This window comes from Leptospira alexanderi serovar Manhao 3 str. L 60 (genome assembly GCF_000243815.2).
Classification (GTDB): Bacteria; Spirochaetota; Leptospiria; order Leptospirales; family Leptospiraceae; genus Leptospira; species Leptospira alexanderi.
In genome coordinates, this window is record NZ_AHMT02000005.1 from 20,001 (window position 1) to 40,000 (window position 20,000).

A 20,000-nucleotide genomic window follows, 5' to 3' on the forward strand; every position below is an offset into this window, starting at 1 on the left:
CGAAGGCGTTTTCCAATTCTAATACGTGCAAATTCGTGATAGGAATCGGTTTTCCGCGTTTTTCAAAGTATGTGGAAACTTTTTTGGAATCGGTTTCGGGATAATAAAGTTTTACCAAAACGTTCACTTTCAAAATTTTTGATTTTATTTTCCTATATTCCCATTGAACCGTAAATTCGTTTTCTTTGCTTAAGAAGGGAAATGTTCGGGATTATTCAAATTCTTACGATAAACCGATTGGAATCGTTTTGTTATCTTTAATTTCCTCTAATCCGCCGTATAACGCTAACGGATTCCCCACTTTCCCGTTGAAATAGAAGTTTACGAACTCGGATCTGTTTTCAACGTCTATATTCGGAAATCGGATTTCGACTTTGATTCGTGACTTTCATTAGAGTTGTTGAAAAATTAATTCTCTATCCGTTTCTGCCCTATTGAAATGGACGTTTGAAGCGGTTTTGTTAATCTGAATCACGGAATTTTTCAACAACTCTATTTTAAATCGTATCGATTCTGTATTCCACTCGTCCTTAAAAAAAGATACAGAATTTTCAACTATAACTTGATCTTTTTGAAACATACGTATATTGCAAAATTGGAATATAATTAACGTGAGTTCGGTGTAAGAAATCCATGATCCATTTTTTTGTAGGAAGTTGGAATTTGAACTTTGTAAATCTATTCTTAAAATGTGGGAGCTAAAACAAATCGCGATTTTACGAACAAATTCTAAAAGTAAGGACTCCTACTTTTAGAAAATTCTTTCTCATTTTCTTACCCCGAGCTCACGTTAATTACAAAAGTAAAAAGCGGTAGAAATCGATTCATGAACAAGTTTTGAATCAAGATCAAAATAAACCGTTCACCCCGTTGATCGTAACGGTTTTGATCACTTCCTTGTCCTTTTCGGATTCCGCGACCTTCCAGTTTACTCCGGAGGAAGTGGATAAAAGACTTCTTCCCACACCCGCTCGGCCGAGAGAGGAACCGACGCCGCTCACTCTCGCGATAAAAATTCCGTATTCGGCGGATAGTTTCGCGTAACGTTCCAAGTCCTGTGCGTGAGTGAAATCAGGTTCCGAAACGGAATCAATGTGAAAAAGAAGGTTTACGTTCTGAGATTTCAATTCCTCCAAACGTTCGGAGCTTCGGATTTCTTTTCCGGCCACGACTCCGAAACGAAAACCTCCCATGATAAAGATCGTTTCCGCATCGCCCGGAGAGGCGACGTTTTCTTCGGAGGAAAGTTCCCGTTTATCATACCAATCCACGACTACCACGTCCTGAATGATCGGAACGCTGATTTTCAGTTTTCCAAAACCGTCCTTCCTGAACATGGATCCTCCGATAATTACACCTTTATAATATTCGGAAATCTGCAAGAGTTCGTCGGAAAGAATTTTAGATTTTTCGGAAAGTTTTTCCGGAGTGGAAGACAAATCGTAGAATGGAAAATATTCCGGCAAAAGTAAAAAGTCGGATTTTTCCTTCGAAAGTTTTAGTTTCTGATCGTTCGAAACGGGTCGATTGATATGTTTTTGAAAAAGTGTAACTTTTGCGGACGCCAAAACCGATACCGCCCGATCAATCGCCTAAAATGGAAGGATCAACGCCTAACGAGTCCGAATCGATCTTTTCAGAACCCCCGGACGAGTCGCTACCGGCTCCCGGCATTCCCAGATCGGATTCGTTAACAGAGGATTGTTCCGTTTTGATACCGAATTCTTTTTCCATCTCTTCGGAAGAAAGTTCGGTTACTCCTCCGAATAAATCCCCGCTTTCAAGACGGCCCGCAAACGCGATCGCAAAACAATATGCTTCCATGATACACTGTTTGATCGGTTTTTTATTCAACCTTCTTTTGGATTCCATCATGTCCAAGGTCATAATTTCATCCATGTTAGTAACGATCTCTTTTTTGGATTTCATGTCTGTGATGAGTTTCTCCAAAATTTCGGCCGTCTTTTCCACGAATTCTTTAACCGTCACACGAACGTTTCTGGATTGTTGGCTTTTTTTCGTTTCCAAAGCGCTAGTTTTTTTAGAGGCTTCGATGTAATTGGCACCCGGATTTTTAAGATGATTTTTTAGTTCCTTATAATACTGATCGTAAATTCTAAACTGCTCGATTGAAGCCCGAGTCGTCTCATAATGATCGATCATCTTCTCTCGATAGTCGACCTTAGCGCCATTTACGATCGTAGGTTTAATTTCGATTTTTTTGGTTGTCATCACGAAAGAATATTCGGCATCGAATTCCTTAAAGAAAAGCCAGGTCAAAAACGCCTTATCCTCAGAAAGAATATCTTCATATTCCCCCTTCGGATCGTGTTTTTTACGGAGCTGATCGAGAGGAAGTATTCTCATCAGTTTCAAACCGTACTTGAGTTCTTTACTGAGGGAATCTTCGGGGTTGGTTTCTTCTTTCTTTTCTTCCACGGGAGCGCCCTCTTCAGATGTCGCACCTCCGGAGATTTCATCCAACTCTTCCCCTTGCTGTCTATGACCCGGTTTCTCTTCGGGAAGTATTCCAAGAACGGATTCCATCGTATTGCTTAAGAGAGGAATGTTCTTGTTTTCGTTTCTAAGAATGATAAGATAAAGCTTTTCGAATAAGGTTCCGAATAGATAATCAAATTCCTGAAGAGCGCGCTTTTTCTTCGTGTTATAAATAGCAGTAGGTTTCCCTTCCAGTTTTTCCAAGGCGGAGTATCCTAGATTGACGGCCTTCACATAACTTCCCTGAAATGGATAAACATAGTATAATTTTTTAAAAATAGAATACAAGGGATCTCTGATTCTGGAAATCGCAACAGGTAGATCCGGAGCCGCGTTATGCGGCTCTAGCACTTGATTCACTTCCGCGTTATCGTATAGCTTATGCATTCTCCCCAAAAGTTCAATATAAATGGGATTCTGAGCGTCGAGTTCTTTTGCTATCTTCCCCGCGTATGTCGGGTTTCCGAGGATATCATTTCCGACAAAGTTCAATTCAAGAAGGGATTTTTTTCCATAGAGATTAAAGTCAGATAAAAAAGTAGGTAATAGATCGGGAGAGGAAAATCCGGTAACTCTTCCCAACCAACATTTAACCCGAACGGAAAGGCGATTGATGAAATTTCCCATTTCGTCTTCGAGAGCTTTTCTATCTCTCGGACTAGGTCCTTTAGATCCTCCGACAGAACCGCCACCTTTTCCTCCCATACCGGAGCGAGACGAAGTTCCGCCGCGTGAAGAGGAATCTCTTCCGCCAACCTGACCTCTCTGGCCTTGACGAATATTAGGTTGTCTACCGGATTCGGCTTCTTCTTTCTTTTTATCCTTTTCACTGACGACTTTTCCGCCGGCAGACTGGAATTTATTAAACATTTCTTTTCTGGCCTTATCATCCAGATTATTCACTCCAATGGAGCGTTTCGTTTTATCAAACTCAGCCATAAGTGCAATCCTTGCAATTCCGCGTCTCAGTTCAAATTCGTAGTTCTAAGAAATAAATCAAGAAAGTTACTACTTCATTTTACTTCTTGACAGGCCTTTCTTCCAGGTGTTTTTTCGATTTGATGATAATCCGAAGCGAGATACGAGAAAAGCATATCGTTCTTAGCGTTCTTGAAGACATCCTCATGGATAATTCTCGGGATTTTCACAAAGAATTCGAAGAATCGATAAAAACGGAAAATCCGGAAATCATCAGCTTTTTTCTAGGAAAAGTCAAATTCATCGATTCTTCCGGAATCGGTATTATCATTAAAGTAAGAAATCAAATTCGAGAAAAAAACGGAACTCTAAACATTTTTGGCCTCAATAAGTCCTTAAATTCCGTATTTCGGCTATCGGGACTGGACAGAATCGTGAACCTTTATACTAATGAAGAGTTTCTAAATAAGTATCCGATTTTTCAAGAGTTTGTGGATCAAAATTCCAAATGAAATATACGTTCAAATTTCCCCATTTGTTTTTCATCTTTTTACTCGTTCAGTGTTCTTGGGTTCAGGAAAGATATTTTTTCTTTTGGCCCACCAATTCAAACCTGATTTATCGTTCAGCGGAAGTCGCTTATTTTCAGATCAGCCCTATCAAAGTAAATTTTTTTGAGGAGCTGGTCCCTTCGAGATCGTTCACTCATCCTTTTCAACTCACCTCCGAACAATGGAAAGCTCTTCTAGGAAATCTGAAATACACCAAAAAATCGTCTCTCGGCTTTTTTACGAATCATGTTTTTTCTGACGGAGAATTGGAAGCTGTAGCAAGAGATCTTCCTTTAGTTATTAAGTCTCTTCCCGAAAATAAGATTCTTGTTTTGATTTCAAAATACGACGACATTCAATCGGTTGTTTCTTTGGAAGAGTTGACTACCGCCTTGATCTGGGGCGAAAAAGATAAAATTAACGTGGTTTTCGGTAAAATCAAAAGGGAAATCGTGGATAAAAATGTAGGTCTGGATTTTTCTCTTTGGACTAACATCAAAGCGATCTCTCTTAATCACGTTTCCGACGGGACGGAAATTTTGGATAACGGAATCGTTCAATTCCAAACGGTTCGAAACATTCCGAATCGGAAATGGGTGATTTTTAACCCCGAACAATTAGATCAGTATAAATTTAAACCGAGAAAACGAAACGAAATCCGCAAACTTACCGATGAAAATGATCGCCCCGGCGGCTGATTTTTGTTAAACTACTTCGCGGTCCAAGGGGAATCGTCCCTTCTCCTTTTTTATGTACGCGCCGAATATAAAGTCCTATAACCCCTATCCACTGAGATCGAATATGCTGATCCCTAAAACCCTGATATCTAAAAAGTTCTAACATTGAGACGGCTTTGAAACGGACTCTGAGGTTAAATTCTTTGTAAAACTTCCTGCAAAGAAAGAATCCAATTCGTCCAGATTAGGATCGTAATTCCGAACGGTTTCATGGGGATGAAATGTGTGATGAAAAAGTAAGTCGTGTATATCAGTTGAAAAATCGCCGCGTTTGTCGGTGTGATCATGAATGAAGATGCTCTCCAACGTTTGATAAAAATATCGGATCTACTTTAGTAGGGATGTTCAGTCCGCTTGCAAGCGGTTTTTTTTGTGGGTAGTTTATCGGGTCAAATACTCGATGAAGATGATCGTGAGAGGGATACAATGCAAAATCTGCGATGTCCGTTACACAACTCAAGCGACGACCGATTTACAACGACCGCAAAGATCGCCCGACTTGGAGATATCTTCCGTATGCCTCCAACAGCGAGGACATTCGCCTTGAACCGGCTTTAAAACTTTTACGGAGAATTTTTCGTTCTCGTGACTGGAAAGGACTTCCATTCCCGGATTTTTCTCATGAATCTGAGAAACCACAAAAAGCAACTCCAAGGTTTCCTTCGGAAGAAGTTCGCCAAAGCTGGGTCCGCCCTTAGAAACAATTTCAAGAGCCGCTTCGAGAGACTTACCCAACTTTCCTTCTTGTCTTGCGATCTCAAGAGCCTTCTGAACGACTTCTCTCGCTTGCAACGCAGACTCAAACTTATCTTCGAGAGATTGATTCTTCCAAGATCTCAAATCAGGGAAGGTTTGTAAGAACACAGAGTCTTTTTTTCCGTTGGAAGTCCATACCTCTTCGGCGGTAAAACTAAGAATCGGCGCCACGAGAATACATAAGGAATCCAGAATATACTGAAGTGCCGTAGAGGAGGATCTTCTGGATTTCGAATCTCTCGCGTCGCAATACATTCTATCCCGGATCATATCGAAATAATCCTGAGACAGGGTAACTGTGCAAAATAAGATCAACTTCTGATAAATCTGATGAAACTGATAAGTTTCATAACTCGTAACCGCGTCTTCCACAAAACCAGCGAGTTTGGAAAGATAAAATCGGTCCAACTCTTCGAGTTCTTCAAAAGGAAGATTTTGTTCAGGGGTATGACCGTCCAAATTTCCCAAAAGATACCGGAACGTATTACGGATCTTACGATACTGCTCGGAAACGATCTTTAAAGATTCTTTTCCTACCTTAATATCGTCCCTAAAGTCCAAAGAACTGACCCACAAGCGAAGAATATCGGCTCCGTAAACTTGGATGATATCGGCCGTAGGATCGATTCCGTTTCCTAAAGATTTAGACATTGCGCGTCCTTTTTCATCCAAAACATAACCGTGGGTCAAGACGGCCTTATAAGGAGGAATTCCTCGAAGAGCCATCGAAGGCCAGAGAGAAGACTGAAACCAACCTCTATGTTGATCGGAACCTTCCAGATAAAGATCCGCCGGAGGTTCATCCTTACGTTCACCTAACACCGCAAAGTTGGAGACTCCGGAATCGAACCAAACATCTAAAATATCGTTTCCTTTTTTGAAGGAATCTTTTCCGCACTTCTCGCACTTCGTTCCCGGAGGAAGAAGGTCCTTAGCTTCTTCCGAATACCAAATCTCGATCCCTTTTTCACGGACAATCTTCGTAAAAAACCGAATCGAAGCGTCGTCGATATGAGTTTGACCGCAGGATTCGCAAGTGAACGCAGGAATCGGTACTCCCCAGTTTCTCTGACGAGACAAACACCAGTCCGGTCTCGTTTCTACCATGGATCGAATTCGAGTGATTCCCCAAGATGGAATCCATCGGACTCCATCGATCGCGGAAAGAGACTTTTCACGGAGGTCTTGAAAATCCATCTTAAAAAACCACTGAGGTGTCGCTCGAAATATCAGAGGTTTTTTACTTCTCCAACTATGAGGATAAGAATGTTCCAGCTCGCCGTGATACAGAAGTAATCCCTTGTCTTTGAGGAGTTGAATGATTTCCGGATTTGCATCGAAAACTTTTTTTCCCTGCATCAAAGGGAACTCATCCGTGTACCTTCCGTAATCGTCTACGGGTGAAAAAGGTTCCAGCCCAGCCGTTAAACCGACTTTGTAGTCGTCTTGTCCATGTCCGGGAGCGGTATGTACACAACCGGTCCCCGCCTCAAGAGTCACATGATCTCCGAACAGGGAAACGGAAATACGATCGATAAAAGGATGCTGAAATTTAAGACCGGCCAACTCGTCCGAAGAAATCGGTTTTATTTTGTTAAGCGACACGCCCGTCGCGTTGATTACGTTTTCCGCGAGACCATCCGCTAGAATCAGTTCGTCTTCGGACTCCGTTTTAAAAATGGAATATTCAATTTTCTTGTTAAAGCAAATCGCAAGGTTTGCGGGAAGAGTCCAAGGAGTTGTCGTCCAGATTAGACAGAATTGTTTTTGTTCTCCGATAACCGGAAATTTCACATAGATCGAAGGGGAAACATGAGGGTAATATTCTATCTCCGCTTCCGCATGCGCCGTCGCCAAATCGATCGACCAATAAACGGGCTTTTTACCTCGATACACATACCCTTTTTGAAAAAGTTCCCCGAACACTTCCACAATTTTCGCTTCAAAATCGGGCGACATTGTTTTGTAGATTTTCCCTTCCTCCCAAAAACAAAGAAAACGGCTTAAATCGTCCCCTTGTTTTCCAACGAACTCTTCCGCATATTTTCTGCAGAGTTGCCTGAGCTCTTCTGGTCCGGTTTCACGAACCTTCTTTCCTAAATTCTTTAAAACCTGAACCTCGATCGGAAGACCGTGACAATCCCAACCCGGAATCATGTCCGCATAAAAACCGGCGAGCGATTTCGATTTAATAATCGTATCTTTGAGAATTTTATTGAGAGCGTGGCCTAAATGAAAATTTCCATTTGCATACGGAGGACCGTCATGAAGAACAAATTCTTTTTTTCCATTTCTTTGTTCCCTCATTTTTCGAAAGATCTGGTTTTGTTTCCAAGATCGAATCTGTTCAGGTTCCCGTTTGGCAAGATCTGCCTTCATGGGAAAGTCGGTCTTAGGAAGGAGAACTGTGGAGGAATACGGGTTTTCTTTTTGGGTTTCGCTCATAGTCGTTTCAGTAGTCGATTTTGGTGTTTGGAAGAATCGCCTGCAGTTTATCTGCGTCTTCTCCCTTTAATGAAGTTTTTTTAATATTCAATCTTTTTAAATTGGTAAGATTCCCGAGTTTTTCGTAATTAAAAGGAAGCGTCTTGATTCCCAAATTCAGATTCAGATCCAATTCCTCCAAAGAGGAAAGAGAAGCGAGAATTTCCACGTCCGTTTCCGTAAGCGTCAATTTATTCTGATCCATATAGATCGTTTTGATTTCCGGTAGAAATAACAGCTCCGACGGAAGAAACTTTAAATCATTGTTTCCAGCCAGAAGAATACGAAGTTTTTTCAACTTAGAAAGAGCCGCCGGAAAAGTGGTCAGATCGTTACCGAAAAGATTGAGTTGTTCTAAATTCTTGCAATCTCCGATTTCATCCGGAAGAGAAGAAAGACTGTTTAAACGAAGATCCAACTTGGTTAGGTTTGGAAAACCGCAAACTCCTTCGGGAACCGTGGACAACTTCTGCATTCCAAAATCCAAGGTTTGAACCAACTCGGGTTTTGCCTTTGCCTCTCCCAAAATTTCTTCCGCATTTTTTTTACAGTCGAAACTCGCCGTAAAACAAATGAAGCCGATCGCAAGAAATTCCTTTAATAACGGAAAATTCATTCGTTTTACTCCCTCTCTCATAAAGCGAATACGGCCTCCAAACCTTTCTCATAAGGCCCGTTCAATTCCGAAAAAGAAATTTCCACTCCGATGTCCTTTAGCTTCAAAACTCCGAAGGAAGTAGTTTTACCGATAGGATAAAATTTCAGCCCTTTCTCTTCTGTTTGTTTGCGGATTTTTTCCTTCCAAGAGGAATCAAACCCAACGAGAACGGTAGTCGAACTTTCTCCGAACAAGGTCAGATCCAATCGATTTTGTTTGAAAGCGGTCAGGTCCGCATCGATTCCAAGTCCCGAAAAAAGAACCGTTTTGGAAAGAGCGATTCCGATTCCTCCGAGAGAAAGATCCCTTGCGGATTTCAGAGCTCCTTTTTCATTCAAAGAAAGAATCAGTTTACAAAGTTCTAATTCCTCTTTGATATCAATCTCGGGAATACTCCCATTTACTTGTCCGTGGTATTTTTTTCAGGTATTCGCTCCCTCCCAAAGAAGGACGGAAATTTCCAAGAACCGCAAGTTCGATTCCGGCTTCCTTCGGAAAGTTGGAAAGAAATTTTTTCTTATCTTGAAGGATTCCTACCATCCCGATCGTAGGGGTTGGGAAAATCGGTCCTTCAGGAGATTCGTTGTAAAAAGATACGTTCCCTCCGGTTACGGGAAGCCCCAAGAAGCGACAGGCATCTCCCATCCCTCGAATACATTCGGAAAACATATAATAGTTTTCCGGAATATAAGGATTTGCGAAATTCAGGTTATTAGTCACTCCGTATGGGGTCGCTCCCGTAACATAAACGTTTCGGGCCGCCTCACAAACAGCGAATTGCGCTCCTTTATACGGATCGAGATAGGTATATCTGGAATTACAATCGGTAGCGGTCGCAAGAGCTTTGTTCGTGTCCGGAATGGAAGAAAGTCCTCCGTCTAGTCCCGGGCCTATGAGTTTTACGAGACCGACTTCGCTGTCGTATTGTTCCGTGATCGGTTTTCTGGAACACACATTCCAAGAAGAAAGAATATTAAGCAGTACGTCTTTTGTATTTGCGCCCGGAGTGATATCCAAAATAGAATTTGGTTTCCAATTTTTTACCGCGTCTAAATAAGAAGGTCGTTTTGTTTCTCTTTCGTAACGCGGCGCTCCTCCGCCTAATACGAGCGATTCGGCGGGAATATGCGCTTTCAGTTTTCCACCCATATAAATCTCGATCAATCCGTCCGCGGTGACCTCGCCGATCTTGACCGCATTTAGATTCCATTTTTCGAATATAGCTACGAGCTCGGATTCTTTTCCCTTTTTGGGAACGACAAGCATTCTTTCTTGGGACTCGGAAAGCATCGCTTCGTAGGCGTTCATACCGGTTTCGCGAAACGGCACGAGATCCAAATTGATCTTCATCCCCGTTTTGCCTTTTGCACTCATCTCCGAAGTCGCGCAAGAAATTCCAGCCGCACCCATATCTTGAATTCCGATCAAGAGTCCCTTTTGAATCGCTTCCAGACTCGCTTCCATGAGAAGCTTTTCCATAAACGGATCGCCTACTTGAACGGCTGATCGTTTGGATTCGGATTCTTTCGAAAGGTCCTTGGATGCGAAGGACGCTCCGTGAATTCCGTCTCTTCCCGTCGTAGCTCCGACAATGTAAACCGCGTTGCCGACTTGTCCGCCGGTAGTCGCGCTGGCCATCTGATCGTGGCGAACGATTCCTACGGTCATTGCGTTTACGAGAGGGTTTTTGGAAAAACATTCGTCGATAAAAAGTTCTCCACCCGAAACCGCAATTCCGAGCGAGTTTCCGTAATCTCCGATTCCTTTTACCGCACGGGAAAGAAGATATCTATTTCTTGGTTCGTCGGGATTTCCGAATCGAAGAGAATTCAGCGATACGATCGGACGCGCACCCATCGTAAAGATATCTCTCATAATTCCACCTACACCGGTCGCCGCGCCCTGATACGGTTCCACCGCGGTCGGGTGATTGTGACTTTCGATTTTGAAAACCACGGCCAGCCCGTCGCCGATATCCATCGCGCCTGCATTCTCTTCGCCCGCTTTGGCAAGTAACTTATCCGAAGATGTCGGGAGAGTTTTTAATTTTAGAATCGAGTTTTTATAAGAACAATGCTCCGACCACATTGCGGAAAAAATTCCAAGTTCGGTGGAGTTTGGAATTCTTCCCAAAATTTCCTGAATTTTCTGAAATTCTTCTGCGGTAAGCCCGTGTTCCAGAGCGTCTTGTAGGGAAACAACGTCTTTTTCCATCGTTTGCCAGTATTTTTTCTAAGTCGCACCCTGAAAATCAAATATTCCGGTAAAATTAGAACGCGTGGCATTCAGAGGACTGAAAGCGGTTGTGGATGAGATGCATCACGGATTTTAAATGCAGTTTCGGAAGGCGGTTCAAGAGACGTTGTATTGGGAAAGCGAGATGCAGCGGAAATGAGCTACTGTCTTCTGTCTAGAACGAGCGTAGCGAAGTTCGTCTGTCTTCCGTCCTCTGAAGCCGCTGGGCTTTCCTTCAGAAAGCAAGAATGGAAGACAGGGGTTAAGATTTTTCCGATTGTATCCGTAGCGATCGGAAGAGATCCGAGTTTATCGTTCTAAGGAAAACGCAGGAGTTCCTACGTTTCAAGTTACGAGTGATTAGTTTGTTAGGAGTTAGGTGTTATTTCTTACGATTATGAGCAAAACTTTGCTCTATTCGCTAAAATCTAGGAACTCCTAGATTTTTCAATGGAACGAAAAAATCGAATATTTTTTCGCGCCACTCCGATTCGATCGGAAAAACTAAAAACCCCTAACCCTCGCGACTTGAAGCGTCGGTCTCTTGAATTTTTTACTGACACCAAAGTTCCCGCCGAAAACAGTATAAATTTCGAGTAAATCATACCTCCTACTAAAAAGAAGCACTGAACTAAGTTCAATGAAGGTTAATTCATGAAAATTCACGAGTATCAGGCAAAAGAAATCCTGAGAAGGCACAAAGCCAACGTTCCATTTGGAATCGTAATCGATAAAAAAGAAAACGCATCCAAAGCCCATGACGAAGTTACCTCCAAAACGGGCGGTTCCGTCGTAGTTGTAAAAGCTCAAATTCACGCCGGAGGACGTGGAAAAGGCGGCGGTGTTAAAGTAACCAAAACCAAAGAAGACGCAACCGCAGCCGTAGACAAAATTCTCGGAATGCAGCTCATCACTCCTCAAACCGGACCCGAAGGAAAAAAAGTCCTGAAAGTATATTTAGAGCAAGGAATCGATATTGCTAAGGAATATTATTTAAGTATCCTACTCGACCGTTCCATCCGCAAAACCATCGTCATGGCTTCCACGGAAGGCGGTATGGAAATCGAAGAAGTCGCAGAAACTCATCCTGAAAAGATCCTGAAAATCGCGATCGATCCCGGAATCGGACTCCAAATCAACCAAGCAAGACAACTTGCATTTGATCTCGGTCTTCCTCCGGAATCCCACAAATCTTTTCAAAGTCTTCTCGCAGCGATCTACAGCGCCTACATCCAAGAAGACGCTTCCCTTTTAGAAATCAATCCTCTCATTCTTACCAAACAGAACGAAATCATCGCGGGCGACTGCAAGATCGACTTGGATGAAAACGCACTCTATCGTCACGCGGACAATGCGGCTTTCCGCGACGTAACCGAAGAAGATCCTCTCGAAGTGCAAGCTTCCGAGTTCAACCTCAACTACGTCAAGTTAGATGGAAACATCGGTTGTATGGTAAACGGCGCCGGTCTCGCAATGGCGACTATGGACATCGTAAAACTCGCCGGTGCGGAACCTGCAAACTTCCTCGACGTGGGAGGTGGGGCAAGCAAGACCACAGTTACCAACGGATTCAAAATCATCCTCGGTGATCCGAACGTAAAAGGAATCTTTGTAAACATCTTCGGTGGAATCGTTCGTTGCGATATGGTTGCCGAAGGAATTATCGAAGCGGCCAAAGCAGTCGATCTCAAGGTTCCTCTCGTTGTTCGTCTCCAAGGAACCAACTCGGAACTTGGAAGAGAAGTCCTCAATAAAAGCGGACTCAAAATTACCGGAGTCGACGACCTCCGCGAAGCGGCAAGCACCATTGCCAAACTGATTGGGTAAGAGAGAACACACATGGCAGTATTAGTTGATGAAAATACAAAAGTCGTAGTGCAAGGAATCACCGGTAAGGAAGGTTCTTTTCACGCCACACAGATGCTCGCATACGGCACAAAAGTTGTCGCAGGAGTAACTCCCGGAAAAGGCGGAAGCAAATGGGAAGATAAGGTTCCCGTATTCAACACGATCCGAGATTCCATTCGAAATGAAGGCGTAAACGCCGCAGTGATCTTCGTTCCTCCCGCTTTTGCGGCGGACGCGATCATCGAAGGAATTCTTGCGGAACTTCCACTCGTGATCTGCATCACCGAAGGAATTCCGACCCACGATATGCTGAAAGTTTACAGCGTATTACGAAATTCTAAAACAAAACTCGTAGGACCGAACTGCCCCGGAGTGATCACTCCTCGCGCAAAACAAAAACTCGGAATTATGCCAGGCTTTATCCATAGCCCCGGCTCCGTAGGAATCGTTTCCCGTTCCGGAACTCTGACTTACGAGTCCGTGGCTCAGATCACAAAACAAGGTTTAGGCCAATCCACTTGTATCGGAATCGGAGGAGACCCGGTTCCAGGTATGAACCACACCGAAGCCATCAAATTGTTAAACGAAGACCCGGAAACGAAAGGAATCGTGATGATCGGAGAAATCGGCGGAACTTCCGAAGAAGAAGCGGCCGAATACATTAAGAATCACGTAAAAAAACCGGTCGTCGGTTTTATCGCCGGTCAAACGGCTCCTCCAGGCAAAAGAATGGGACACGCGGGAGCGATCATCAGCGGCGGTTTAGGAACGGCTACTTCTAAAATGAAAGCGATGCAGGAAGCGGGAATTCAAGTTTGCCAATCTATCGCGGAAGTTGGAGAAAAAATGAAGAAGGCTCTGGGATAATATCACAATGTAGTAAATGCAAGACACGACTTTCAGAGGACGAAACAAAACGGATATGTAAGAGTGATGGTCACTTCTTCTATCAGTATTCTCATCAATGAATAAATTTGTAAACGTTCAAGTTGATGAGAGAAACATCAGTCTTCTTGAGTCGTATCTTAGCTTGACAACATTTGAGTAACCGGAATTGATTCTTTATAGGATTCGGAAAAAAGAAGGTTTGAAATGAAAGACAAAGTCAAAAATTGGAAACAAAGGCTGAGAATTCAAAAGTTGTCTCGAATTCTTTTGGGAAATTTTGTTCTTCTATCCACGACCCTTTTCGCAGATGATTCCATCCTTAAACTGACCACCGAAGAAACCGTCAAACGCGCATTGGAAAGTAATTATAACCTGCAAAACCTTCGTTACGAACTCGCAAAATCGGATACGAACTTTTTAAAAAACGATTCCAAATACTCTTGGAAATTGGTAGCGGACGGAAGATCCAGCCAATCCATTCTTCCCTTCAACCAAACGAATATTTTTACAGGAACGAAAATCTCCGATGATACGATCAAAGGTGGAATCGAAAAGATTCTCCAGACCACCGGAACCTACTTCAAAGTGGAAGCGGGGACTAGAAGATTCGACTCGAACGCGTTCGAAAATGCGGCGACAACTCCGGCAGGATTTAGCGCCTTGGGAATTCCTCCTTTATACACAGGATTTGTGAGAGCGACCATCAGCCAAGATTTGCTCAAAAATTCATTCGGTTATAAGGGAAGAAACGAGGTTAAAATTTTAGAATCCCAAACGGAAATGATGAAAAACCAAGTATCACAGCAGATTTCCGCGGTCATCGTAGAATCCCTCGTCGATTTTTGGGATTATTCGATCAAAACGCAAGCCGTCAAAACGTACAAACAACTCGTGGAAAACACGAAGAATATTCGCAATCTTACCATTCGTAAACAAAGTCTCGGACTTTCAGAAAGTTTCGAAGTCAATCAGTGGAACGCACTTCTGGCCCAAGCGGAAAACCAATTGGAAACCGCTCAAGTTCAAAAGGAAGAATCAAAACGTAAGTTAGTGCGTTCTCTCAAAATTCCCGACGGAACTTCCCTTTCCGAAGAGACCAATCTTTTGGAAGAACTGATCGAAAAACCGGATTATATAAAAGATTTAGAATATGCTTATAAACATAGAGCCGACTTTTTAAACGCGCTCAAACAAAAAGAAATCGCCGAGGCGGCATTGAAAAACGCGAACAACGACCGCCTTCCCACTCTGACGCTTTCAGGAACCGGTGCAAGTCAGGCGCAAAATATCATTTCCCCCCAGGAAAACTATATCGATTCCAATCAAGGGATCACTACCGCAAAGTACAAAGAATGGACCGGGCAAATGAATTTCACATATCCTCTCGCAGATAAAGGTATTTATGCGGGGGTTCGAGACGCGACGATCGGCATGCGCCAGGCAATTCTAAAAGAGGAAGAACTCAAAAACGAAGTGAGAGACGACGTAAAGACTAGGATCGAAGCACTCGAAGCGAGTCACAGAATTTATAAGAATAACATTACTACCGAAAGAGAAACCGAAAACTACTACAACGGGGTTTTAAGGAGTTTCCGTCAAGGAAGAGCGGATGCGGTTTCGGTAAAGAACGCGCTTGATACCCACGTTCAAGACCAGCTCAGACTGACGCAGGCAAAAGTGAATTTCAATATCGATCTCTTACGTTATTATCTCGCTAAGAATTCATTACTAGAACATTTTCAAGTGGATCGAGATAAACTTCTTCCGCACTTAAATTGATCGGAGATCGACCGAGGTACGATTGAGAAAGAATTTTTTTGTAACCCTCGGGCTTATATTCATTTCCATTTTACTCGGTTCTCTCGTCTGGAAAATTTTGACTCGTAAAACCGATTCCGTGTATAAAAATTTTTCCAAAGGAAACTGGGAAAACGTAGTTTTAGAAGTTCTGGAAAAAAAAGATCCGGACTTGGAAGACTATTCCTACGCATCCATGTCTCTCGCGGAATACAACTTCGAACTTCTAACTACGGCTTCTGAAAAAAAAGAAAAAGTCGTCTCCAAGTTTGCGGAAAAGTCGGGGCTTAAATTTTTCAAAAGAGAAGTCGGAGGAAGAACAATCTTCACGTTCGAAGACAGATTTTTTTCCTTTCTGCCAGACGGTTCCTTTCTCAAAACGAGGGCGCTTTGTAAAAAGCTGTTCCTCGGTTCGGAGTACGAAGCCCAGGACGTTCTCTCCAGACACTTGTTGAAACTGATTTCATCCAACCCTCTCCCTCTCTACGACGAATACAACCAAGCGCTACTCAAATCCATTTCCGCCGGTTCCGCACGCGAGCTGGATGAAAACGGAAGAAACAAACTTTTAAAATTGCTCGAATACTTTTCAGGAAGAGAAGATTCTCCATTTTACGGCGGTAAGGCGAAAATCGAAGGGAAGAATCTGAACGTAAGAACCGGCCCCGGAACCGAAAACCCGATCGCGTTTCAGTTCAAAGGAGGAGAGGTAGTATTCATACTCGATCGGGATACTAGGAACGAAACCATAGCGGGCAAAAGAGGATACTGGAATCAAGTCGTCGATCTTAGAAACGGAAACGTGGGTTGGATCTTTTCCGGATTTCTAAAAAACGTTCCTTCGGATCTTTCTATCTCGCAAGCGATGGAAGAATCTTTTCGCGCTTTAGATAGATCTCCGGTTTGGGATTTCGAGTTCTGGAAAGAATCCTCTCCTCCGAACGGATTTCAAGGTGAGTATCATACCACTGAAAAAATCGCGCTCGACGGAGATACCGGAATCGTTCTACATTCTTCCAAAAGTAAGTACGATCTGATCTGTCGTTCGACGGAAGAGTCGTTCCGGGATTTGGAATTTCACGTCTCCTTTTTAGGAGGAGATGAAACGATTCCCGTCTTTACTTTGTTAGCCGGTTCTCCCGGAGATTTGCACAAGGCCTTTGAGATCGAGATGGACAAGGAAAGCATTTCTATCAATCGAAACCGATTTATCACCGGAGACAATTTTACCAAAAAAAGATTTCGCCTAAACATTCAAAACGGCGGCGGCTCCGGATTTCAGGGCGGTCTGATCGTCTCCGAAAAAAGGGTCCTATCCGGAATCGATTCCCTGGAAACGATCGACACGAATTCTGGAATACGATGGAAACTTTGTCTTCCTATGGCGAGGGACAATGGCGACTCGAGTTTGAGTGTTTTTCAATTCAAATTCGTTCCATAAGCAATAATAAATTAAAATATTCTAATGGAGAGTATCCATGCCAACATACGACTATAAATGTAAAGCCTGCGGACAAACGTTTGAACAATTCCATTCCATGAAGGACGATCCGGTCAAAGATTGTTCTCTTTGCGGTAAAAAAGGTGAAGTGGAAAGGATGATTTCCAATGGTTCCGGTATCATTTTTAAAGGAACCGGATTTTATGTAACGGATTACAAGAAAAGCGGTTCGGGAGGAGGAGAATCTTCTACCGCATCTTCTGCGGCTTCCTCGGATTGACGAGGCCTTATTAGTTTGGGAAGACTCGGAATTCTTGCCGGCGCAGGGGAGCTCCCTCACATCGGAATGAAAGAGGCCCTCGCGGCGGGAGAAGATCCTATTTTTTTTTCCATCATCGAATCCGATTTCCATGAAGGAGTTTACGGAGACCGTAACATTCCGATTCATATCATAAAAATCGGAACTTTGATAAAATTATGCAAACGCTATGACGTCGATCGTCTTCTTCTTCTCGGAAAGGTTAAAAAAGAAATCATATTCAAAAATCTGAAATTCGATCTGAAAGCGATCAGTCTTCTCGCGAAAATGATCAATAGACATGATTATTCGATTTTCAAAACCGTCTTGGACGAATTCGCAAAAGAGAAAATCACGATCATCTCCCAGAAAACGTATCTCCAATCTCTATTCCTTCCCGAAGGAAGATTCACCAAAAAAGTTTTGAACAAAAAAGAGTTGGAAGACGTGGCTTTCGGTATGAAATACGCCGAAAAGATGGCTGAACTCGATATCGGTCAAACCGTGATCGTTCTGGATAAATCTGTTCTTGCAGTGGAAGCGGTCGAAGGAACGGACTTTGCGATTTGCAGAGGCGGTTCTTTTGCCAAAAAAAGAAAAGCGACCGTATGTAAAAGTTCTAAACCGGGTCAGGATCACCGTTTCGATCTTCCGACCGTAGGAGAAAACACACTCAGAATCATGCGCGAGAATAACTGCGAAACCTTGGCCCTTCGAACCGGGGAAACGATCATAGTACATCCAAAAGAATTTATTAACCTTGCAGAAAAACTAAAAATCAATATTTTGAGTATCGGCAGTGGCAACCTTACGAAAATCAACTCTACAATCCAAAAAATCCGGTAGTCGACCCATATCCAAACGCGCTTCCACTCTGCCGGCAAAAAAGGAAAATCCCAAAATTCTAATGCTGGCCGGAGAACATTCCGGCGATCTTTTGGGTGGGGAATTGATTCGAGAGCTTAAAAAAAACTTTCCCTATTTGGAAACTTTCGGAGTCGGCGGTGAAAGAATGATCGAGGAAGGTTTTACTTCGATCGAATCCATGGAAGAACTTTCGATTATAGGCTTTTCCGCAATTCTTTTCAAATATAAATTCTTAAAAACCTTGATCGGAAGATTGATCGACATTGCCGTCGAGAAAAACTGCACTCACGCTGTTTTAATCGACTATCCGGGCTTCAATCTTCGCCTTGCAAAAGCGCTCAAGAAATTAGGGATTACAGTCGTTTTTTACGTTTCTCCCCAACTCTGGGCTTGGAACTTCAATCGAATCTATACAATCCGAGATAATGTCGATTTGATGCTCGTCTTATTTCCTTTCGAAAAAGAAATTTATGATAATTACGGAGTTCCTTGCGAATTTGTAGGTCATCCTCTCGCGGTTCGTTTGAGGGAAAAGATCCGTAAAGAAACAGTCATTCCTGAGCCGGAAGATAAGACTCATTTTCATTTCACAATTACTTTAATGCCCGGTTCCCGTAGCGGAGAAATTCGAAGAATCTTAAACGATCTTTTGGAAACTGCGGGTCAACTTTCGGATCATTATGAAATTGAAAAAAAGAAAATCCGTTTTCTTCTACCGAATATCAATCAAAAAGAAGAAATTTACATTCTAGAACAAATAGAACTCGCCAAATCCAAATTTCCGAATTTAAAAATCGAATATCTATTCGATCGTTCTCTTCGTGCGATCGAAGCCTCCGATTTGGTTTTGGTAACTTCCGGGACCGCAACGTTAGAGGTTGCTTATTTCGAAAAGCCGATGGTGATTCTTTACAAAGTCAGCATGTTTACTTATGTAATCAGCTCTCTTTTTATCCAAACTCCCCATATCGGACTTGTGAATATTCTCTCCGGAAAAGAGATCTGCAGGGAATTAGTACAAGCGGAATGCACTCCGATACATATTGCGGAAGAATCGATTCAACTTTTGGACAACAAAAAATATCGCACTAAAATGATCGAAGAAGTCCGCCAAGTAAAAGAAGCGTTAGGAGTCGAGAATTCATCCAGACACGCTTCTAGGGAAATTACAAAATTGATCAAAGAATTTCCCAAAAAAACAGAGACGGGACAAGAATCTGGAAACCAAGAACAGCAAACCTGAATTTAGAATTTTCTGATGTTTTTAAATCGTAAGCGACATCGGTCAACTTGAACGTTTATTGAATATTAATTTTATTGCATACACAAAATCGTATCTAATGGAAAAATATGTTTTTTACATTAGAGTTGTTGAAAAATTCCGTGATTCAGATTAACAAAACCGCTTCAAACGTCCATTTCAATGGAGTAGAAACGGATAGAGAATTAATTTTTCAACAACTCTATTATTTTTATTCCCAGATAATAAGTTCAATTGACACCCGGAAAGAGCAAACGCAAATCGTTCAAAGAACGAATTCCCTGAATCTGAATGTCCACATTTTGGACCAATTCGCTCAAGTTGCCTTCAGGAAGTATCACCTTTTTCATACCGACTCCGGCAAGTTCTTTAATCCGGAGATTGGCTTGCCCGATACTACGGACCTCTCCCGAAAGACCAACCTCACCCAGAACGCAGGTTCCTTTCGGAAGAGGTTGATCGAGATAACTAGAAATAATCGAAGTGCAGATCGCAAGATCCAAAGCCGGTTCATCCGCGTTTAAACCTCCCGCAAGATTGCTAAACAGATCACATTCCCCTAATTTGATTTTGATATACTTTTCGATCACTGCAGCGAGCAAAATCACACGGCGAGTATCCGGTCCCTCCGCCATTCTTCTTGCCTGAGCAAAACCGGTTTTACTAACCAAAGCCTGCACTTCCACGGTAAGAGCTCGACTTCCTTCTAACACAGCGCTGATTACGGAACCGCTTCTTTCCTCCGCACCGGCGCTGACAAAG

Annotated in this window: 17 protein-coding genes and 2 pseudogenes (2 of these 19 cut by a window edge); 10 read left to right on the forward strand and 9 right to left on the reverse strand. The window is 42.7% G+C overall.

All coding sequences use genetic code 11. The features are described 5' to 3' along the window. The 4 genes and pseudogenes from LEP1GSC062_RS01520 to LEP1GSC062_RS01535 form a co-directional block, all read right to left on the reverse strand. Positions 1–133, reverse strand: the 5' end (the start) of a protein-coding gene (locus LEP1GSC062_RS01520; RefSeq protein ID WP_010576427.1) for a type II toxin-antitoxin system VapC family toxin. It extends 299 nt beyond the left edge of the window; the window shows 133 of its 432 coding nt (coding positions 1–133); it begins with the start codon at positions 131–133; the stop codon falls past the left edge of the window. Beyond that, positions 119–392 (reverse strand): annotated as a pseudogene (locus tag LEP1GSC062_RS24470) (hypothetical protein); the annotation flags it as partial. The pseudogene LEP1GSC062_RS24470 and the gene LEP1GSC062_RS01520, both read right to left, overlap by 15 nt. Positions 393–848: 456 nt before the next feature. Next, a complete protein-coding gene (locus tag LEP1GSC062_RS01530; RefSeq protein WP_010576429.1) occupies positions 849–1,568 on the reverse strand; it encodes a carbon-nitrogen hydrolase family protein in 720 nt (239 codons plus the stop codon). 16 nt (positions 1,569–1,584) lie between these two features. Beyond that, positions 1,585–3,438, reverse strand: a complete 1,854-nt coding sequence (locus LEP1GSC062_RS01535; protein WP_020983198.1) for a hypothetical protein — start codon at positions 3,436–3,438, stop codon at positions 1,585–1,587. Between the two features lie 122 nt (positions 3,439–3,560). Here LEP1GSC062_RS01535 and LEP1GSC062_RS01540 point away from each other — a divergent pair, with 122 nt between their 5' ends. Further along, on the forward strand, positions 3,561–3,929 hold the full coding sequence (locus tag LEP1GSC062_RS01540; RefSeq protein WP_076621730.1) for an STAS domain-containing protein: 369 nt from the start codon (positions 3,561–3,563) through the stop codon (positions 3,927–3,929). Beyond that, complete coding sequence (locus tag LEP1GSC062_RS01545) at positions 3,926–4,666, forward strand: LA_1326/LA_4305 family lipoprotein (protein ID WP_010576431.1); 741 nt, start codon at positions 3,926–3,928, stop codon at positions 4,664–4,666. The genes LEP1GSC062_RS01540 and LEP1GSC062_RS01545 overlap by 4 nt, the downstream gene beginning before the upstream one ends. Before the next feature lie 173 nt (positions 4,667–4,839). Here LEP1GSC062_RS01545 and LEP1GSC062_RS23805 read toward each other — a convergent pair whose 3' ends face one another. The 4 genes and pseudogenes from LEP1GSC062_RS23805 to purL form a co-directional block, all read right to left on the reverse strand. Continuing rightward, positions 4,840–4,992 (reverse strand): hypothetical protein, encoded by a 153-nt coding sequence (locus LEP1GSC062_RS23805; protein ID WP_020983263.1) that lies wholly within the window; start codon positions 4,990–4,992, stop codon positions 4,840–4,842. 169 nt (positions 4,993–5,161) lie between these two features. Next, positions 5,162–7,906, reverse strand: a complete 2,745-nt coding sequence (ileS, locus tag LEP1GSC062_RS01550; RefSeq protein ID WP_020983310.1) for an isoleucine--tRNA ligase — start codon at positions 7,904–7,906, stop codon at positions 5,162–5,164. A gap of 7 nt (positions 7,907–7,913) precedes the next feature. Next, positions 7,914–8,561 (reverse strand): leucine-rich repeat domain-containing protein, encoded by a 648-nt coding sequence (locus LEP1GSC062_RS01555; protein ID WP_039940928.1) that lies wholly within the window; start codon positions 8,559–8,561, stop codon positions 7,914–7,916. Between the two features lie 17 nt (positions 8,562–8,578). Then, positions 8,579–10,817 (reverse strand): annotated as a pseudogene (gene purL / locus LEP1GSC062_RS01560) (phosphoribosylformylglycinamidine synthase subunit PurL). Between the two features lie 177 nt (positions 10,818–10,994). On the opposite strand from purL, the gene LEP1GSC062_RS01565 reads away from it, so the two are divergent. The 8 genes from LEP1GSC062_RS01565 (at position 10,995) to lpxB (ending at position 19,220) form a co-directional block, all read left to right on the forward strand. Beyond that, positions 10,995–11,159 carry a hypothetical protein gene (locus LEP1GSC062_RS01565; RefSeq protein ID WP_020983225.1) on the forward strand — a complete coding sequence of 55 codons (165 nt, stop codon included), beginning with the start codon at positions 10,995–10,997 and terminating at the stop codon, positions 11,157–11,159. Between the two features lie 333 nt (positions 11,160–11,492). Then, a complete protein-coding gene (gene sucC / locus LEP1GSC062_RS01570; protein ID WP_020983216.1) occupies positions 11,493–12,665 on the forward strand; it encodes an ADP-forming succinate--CoA ligase subunit beta in 1,173 nt (390 codons plus the stop codon). Positions 12,666–12,677: 12 nt separating this feature from the next. Then, on the forward strand, positions 12,678–13,553 hold the full coding sequence (sucD, locus tag LEP1GSC062_RS01575) for a succinate--CoA ligase subunit alpha (protein ID WP_010576434.1): 876 nt from the start codon (positions 12,678–12,680) through the stop codon (positions 13,551–13,553). Between the two features lie 225 nt (positions 13,554–13,778). Then, positions 13,779–15,353 carry a TolC family protein gene (locus tag LEP1GSC062_RS01580; protein WP_010576435.1) on the forward strand — a complete coding sequence of 525 codons (1,575 nt, stop codon included), beginning with the start codon at positions 13,779–13,781 and terminating at the stop codon, positions 15,351–15,353. Between the two features lie 22 nt (positions 15,354–15,375). Next, entirely contained in the window at positions 15,376–16,812 is a 1,437-nt protein-coding gene (locus LEP1GSC062_RS01585) for an SH3 domain-containing protein (RefSeq protein WP_020983290.1), read from the forward strand. A 37-nt stretch (positions 16,813–16,849) separates the two neighbouring features. Then, positions 16,850–17,092, forward strand: a complete 243-nt coding sequence (locus LEP1GSC062_RS01590; protein WP_002624324.1) for an FmdB family zinc ribbon protein — start codon at positions 16,850–16,852, stop codon at positions 17,090–17,092. A gap of 15 nt (positions 17,093–17,107) precedes the next feature. Then, positions 17,108–17,956 (forward strand): LpxI family protein, encoded by an 849-nt coding sequence (locus LEP1GSC062_RS01595; RefSeq protein ID WP_020983292.1) that lies wholly within the window; start codon positions 17,108–17,110, stop codon positions 17,954–17,956. Then, entirely contained in the window at positions 17,910–19,220 is a 1,311-nt protein-coding gene (gene lpxB / locus LEP1GSC062_RS01600) for a lipid-A-disaccharide synthase (RefSeq protein ID WP_078125602.1), read from the forward strand. The genes LEP1GSC062_RS01595 and lpxB overlap by 47 nt, the downstream gene beginning before the upstream one ends. 248 nt (positions 19,221–19,468) lie before the next feature. Here lpxB and radA read toward each other — a convergent pair whose 3' ends face one another. Continuing rightward, positions 19,469–20,000: the final stretch of a DNA repair protein RadA gene (gene radA / locus LEP1GSC062_RS01605; protein WP_010576437.1), read on the reverse strand. 848 nt of this gene lie beyond the right edge of the window; 532 of the gene's 1,380 nt are visible here — the last part of the coding sequence; the start codon falls outside the window, past its right edge; it ends in the stop codon at positions 19,469–19,471.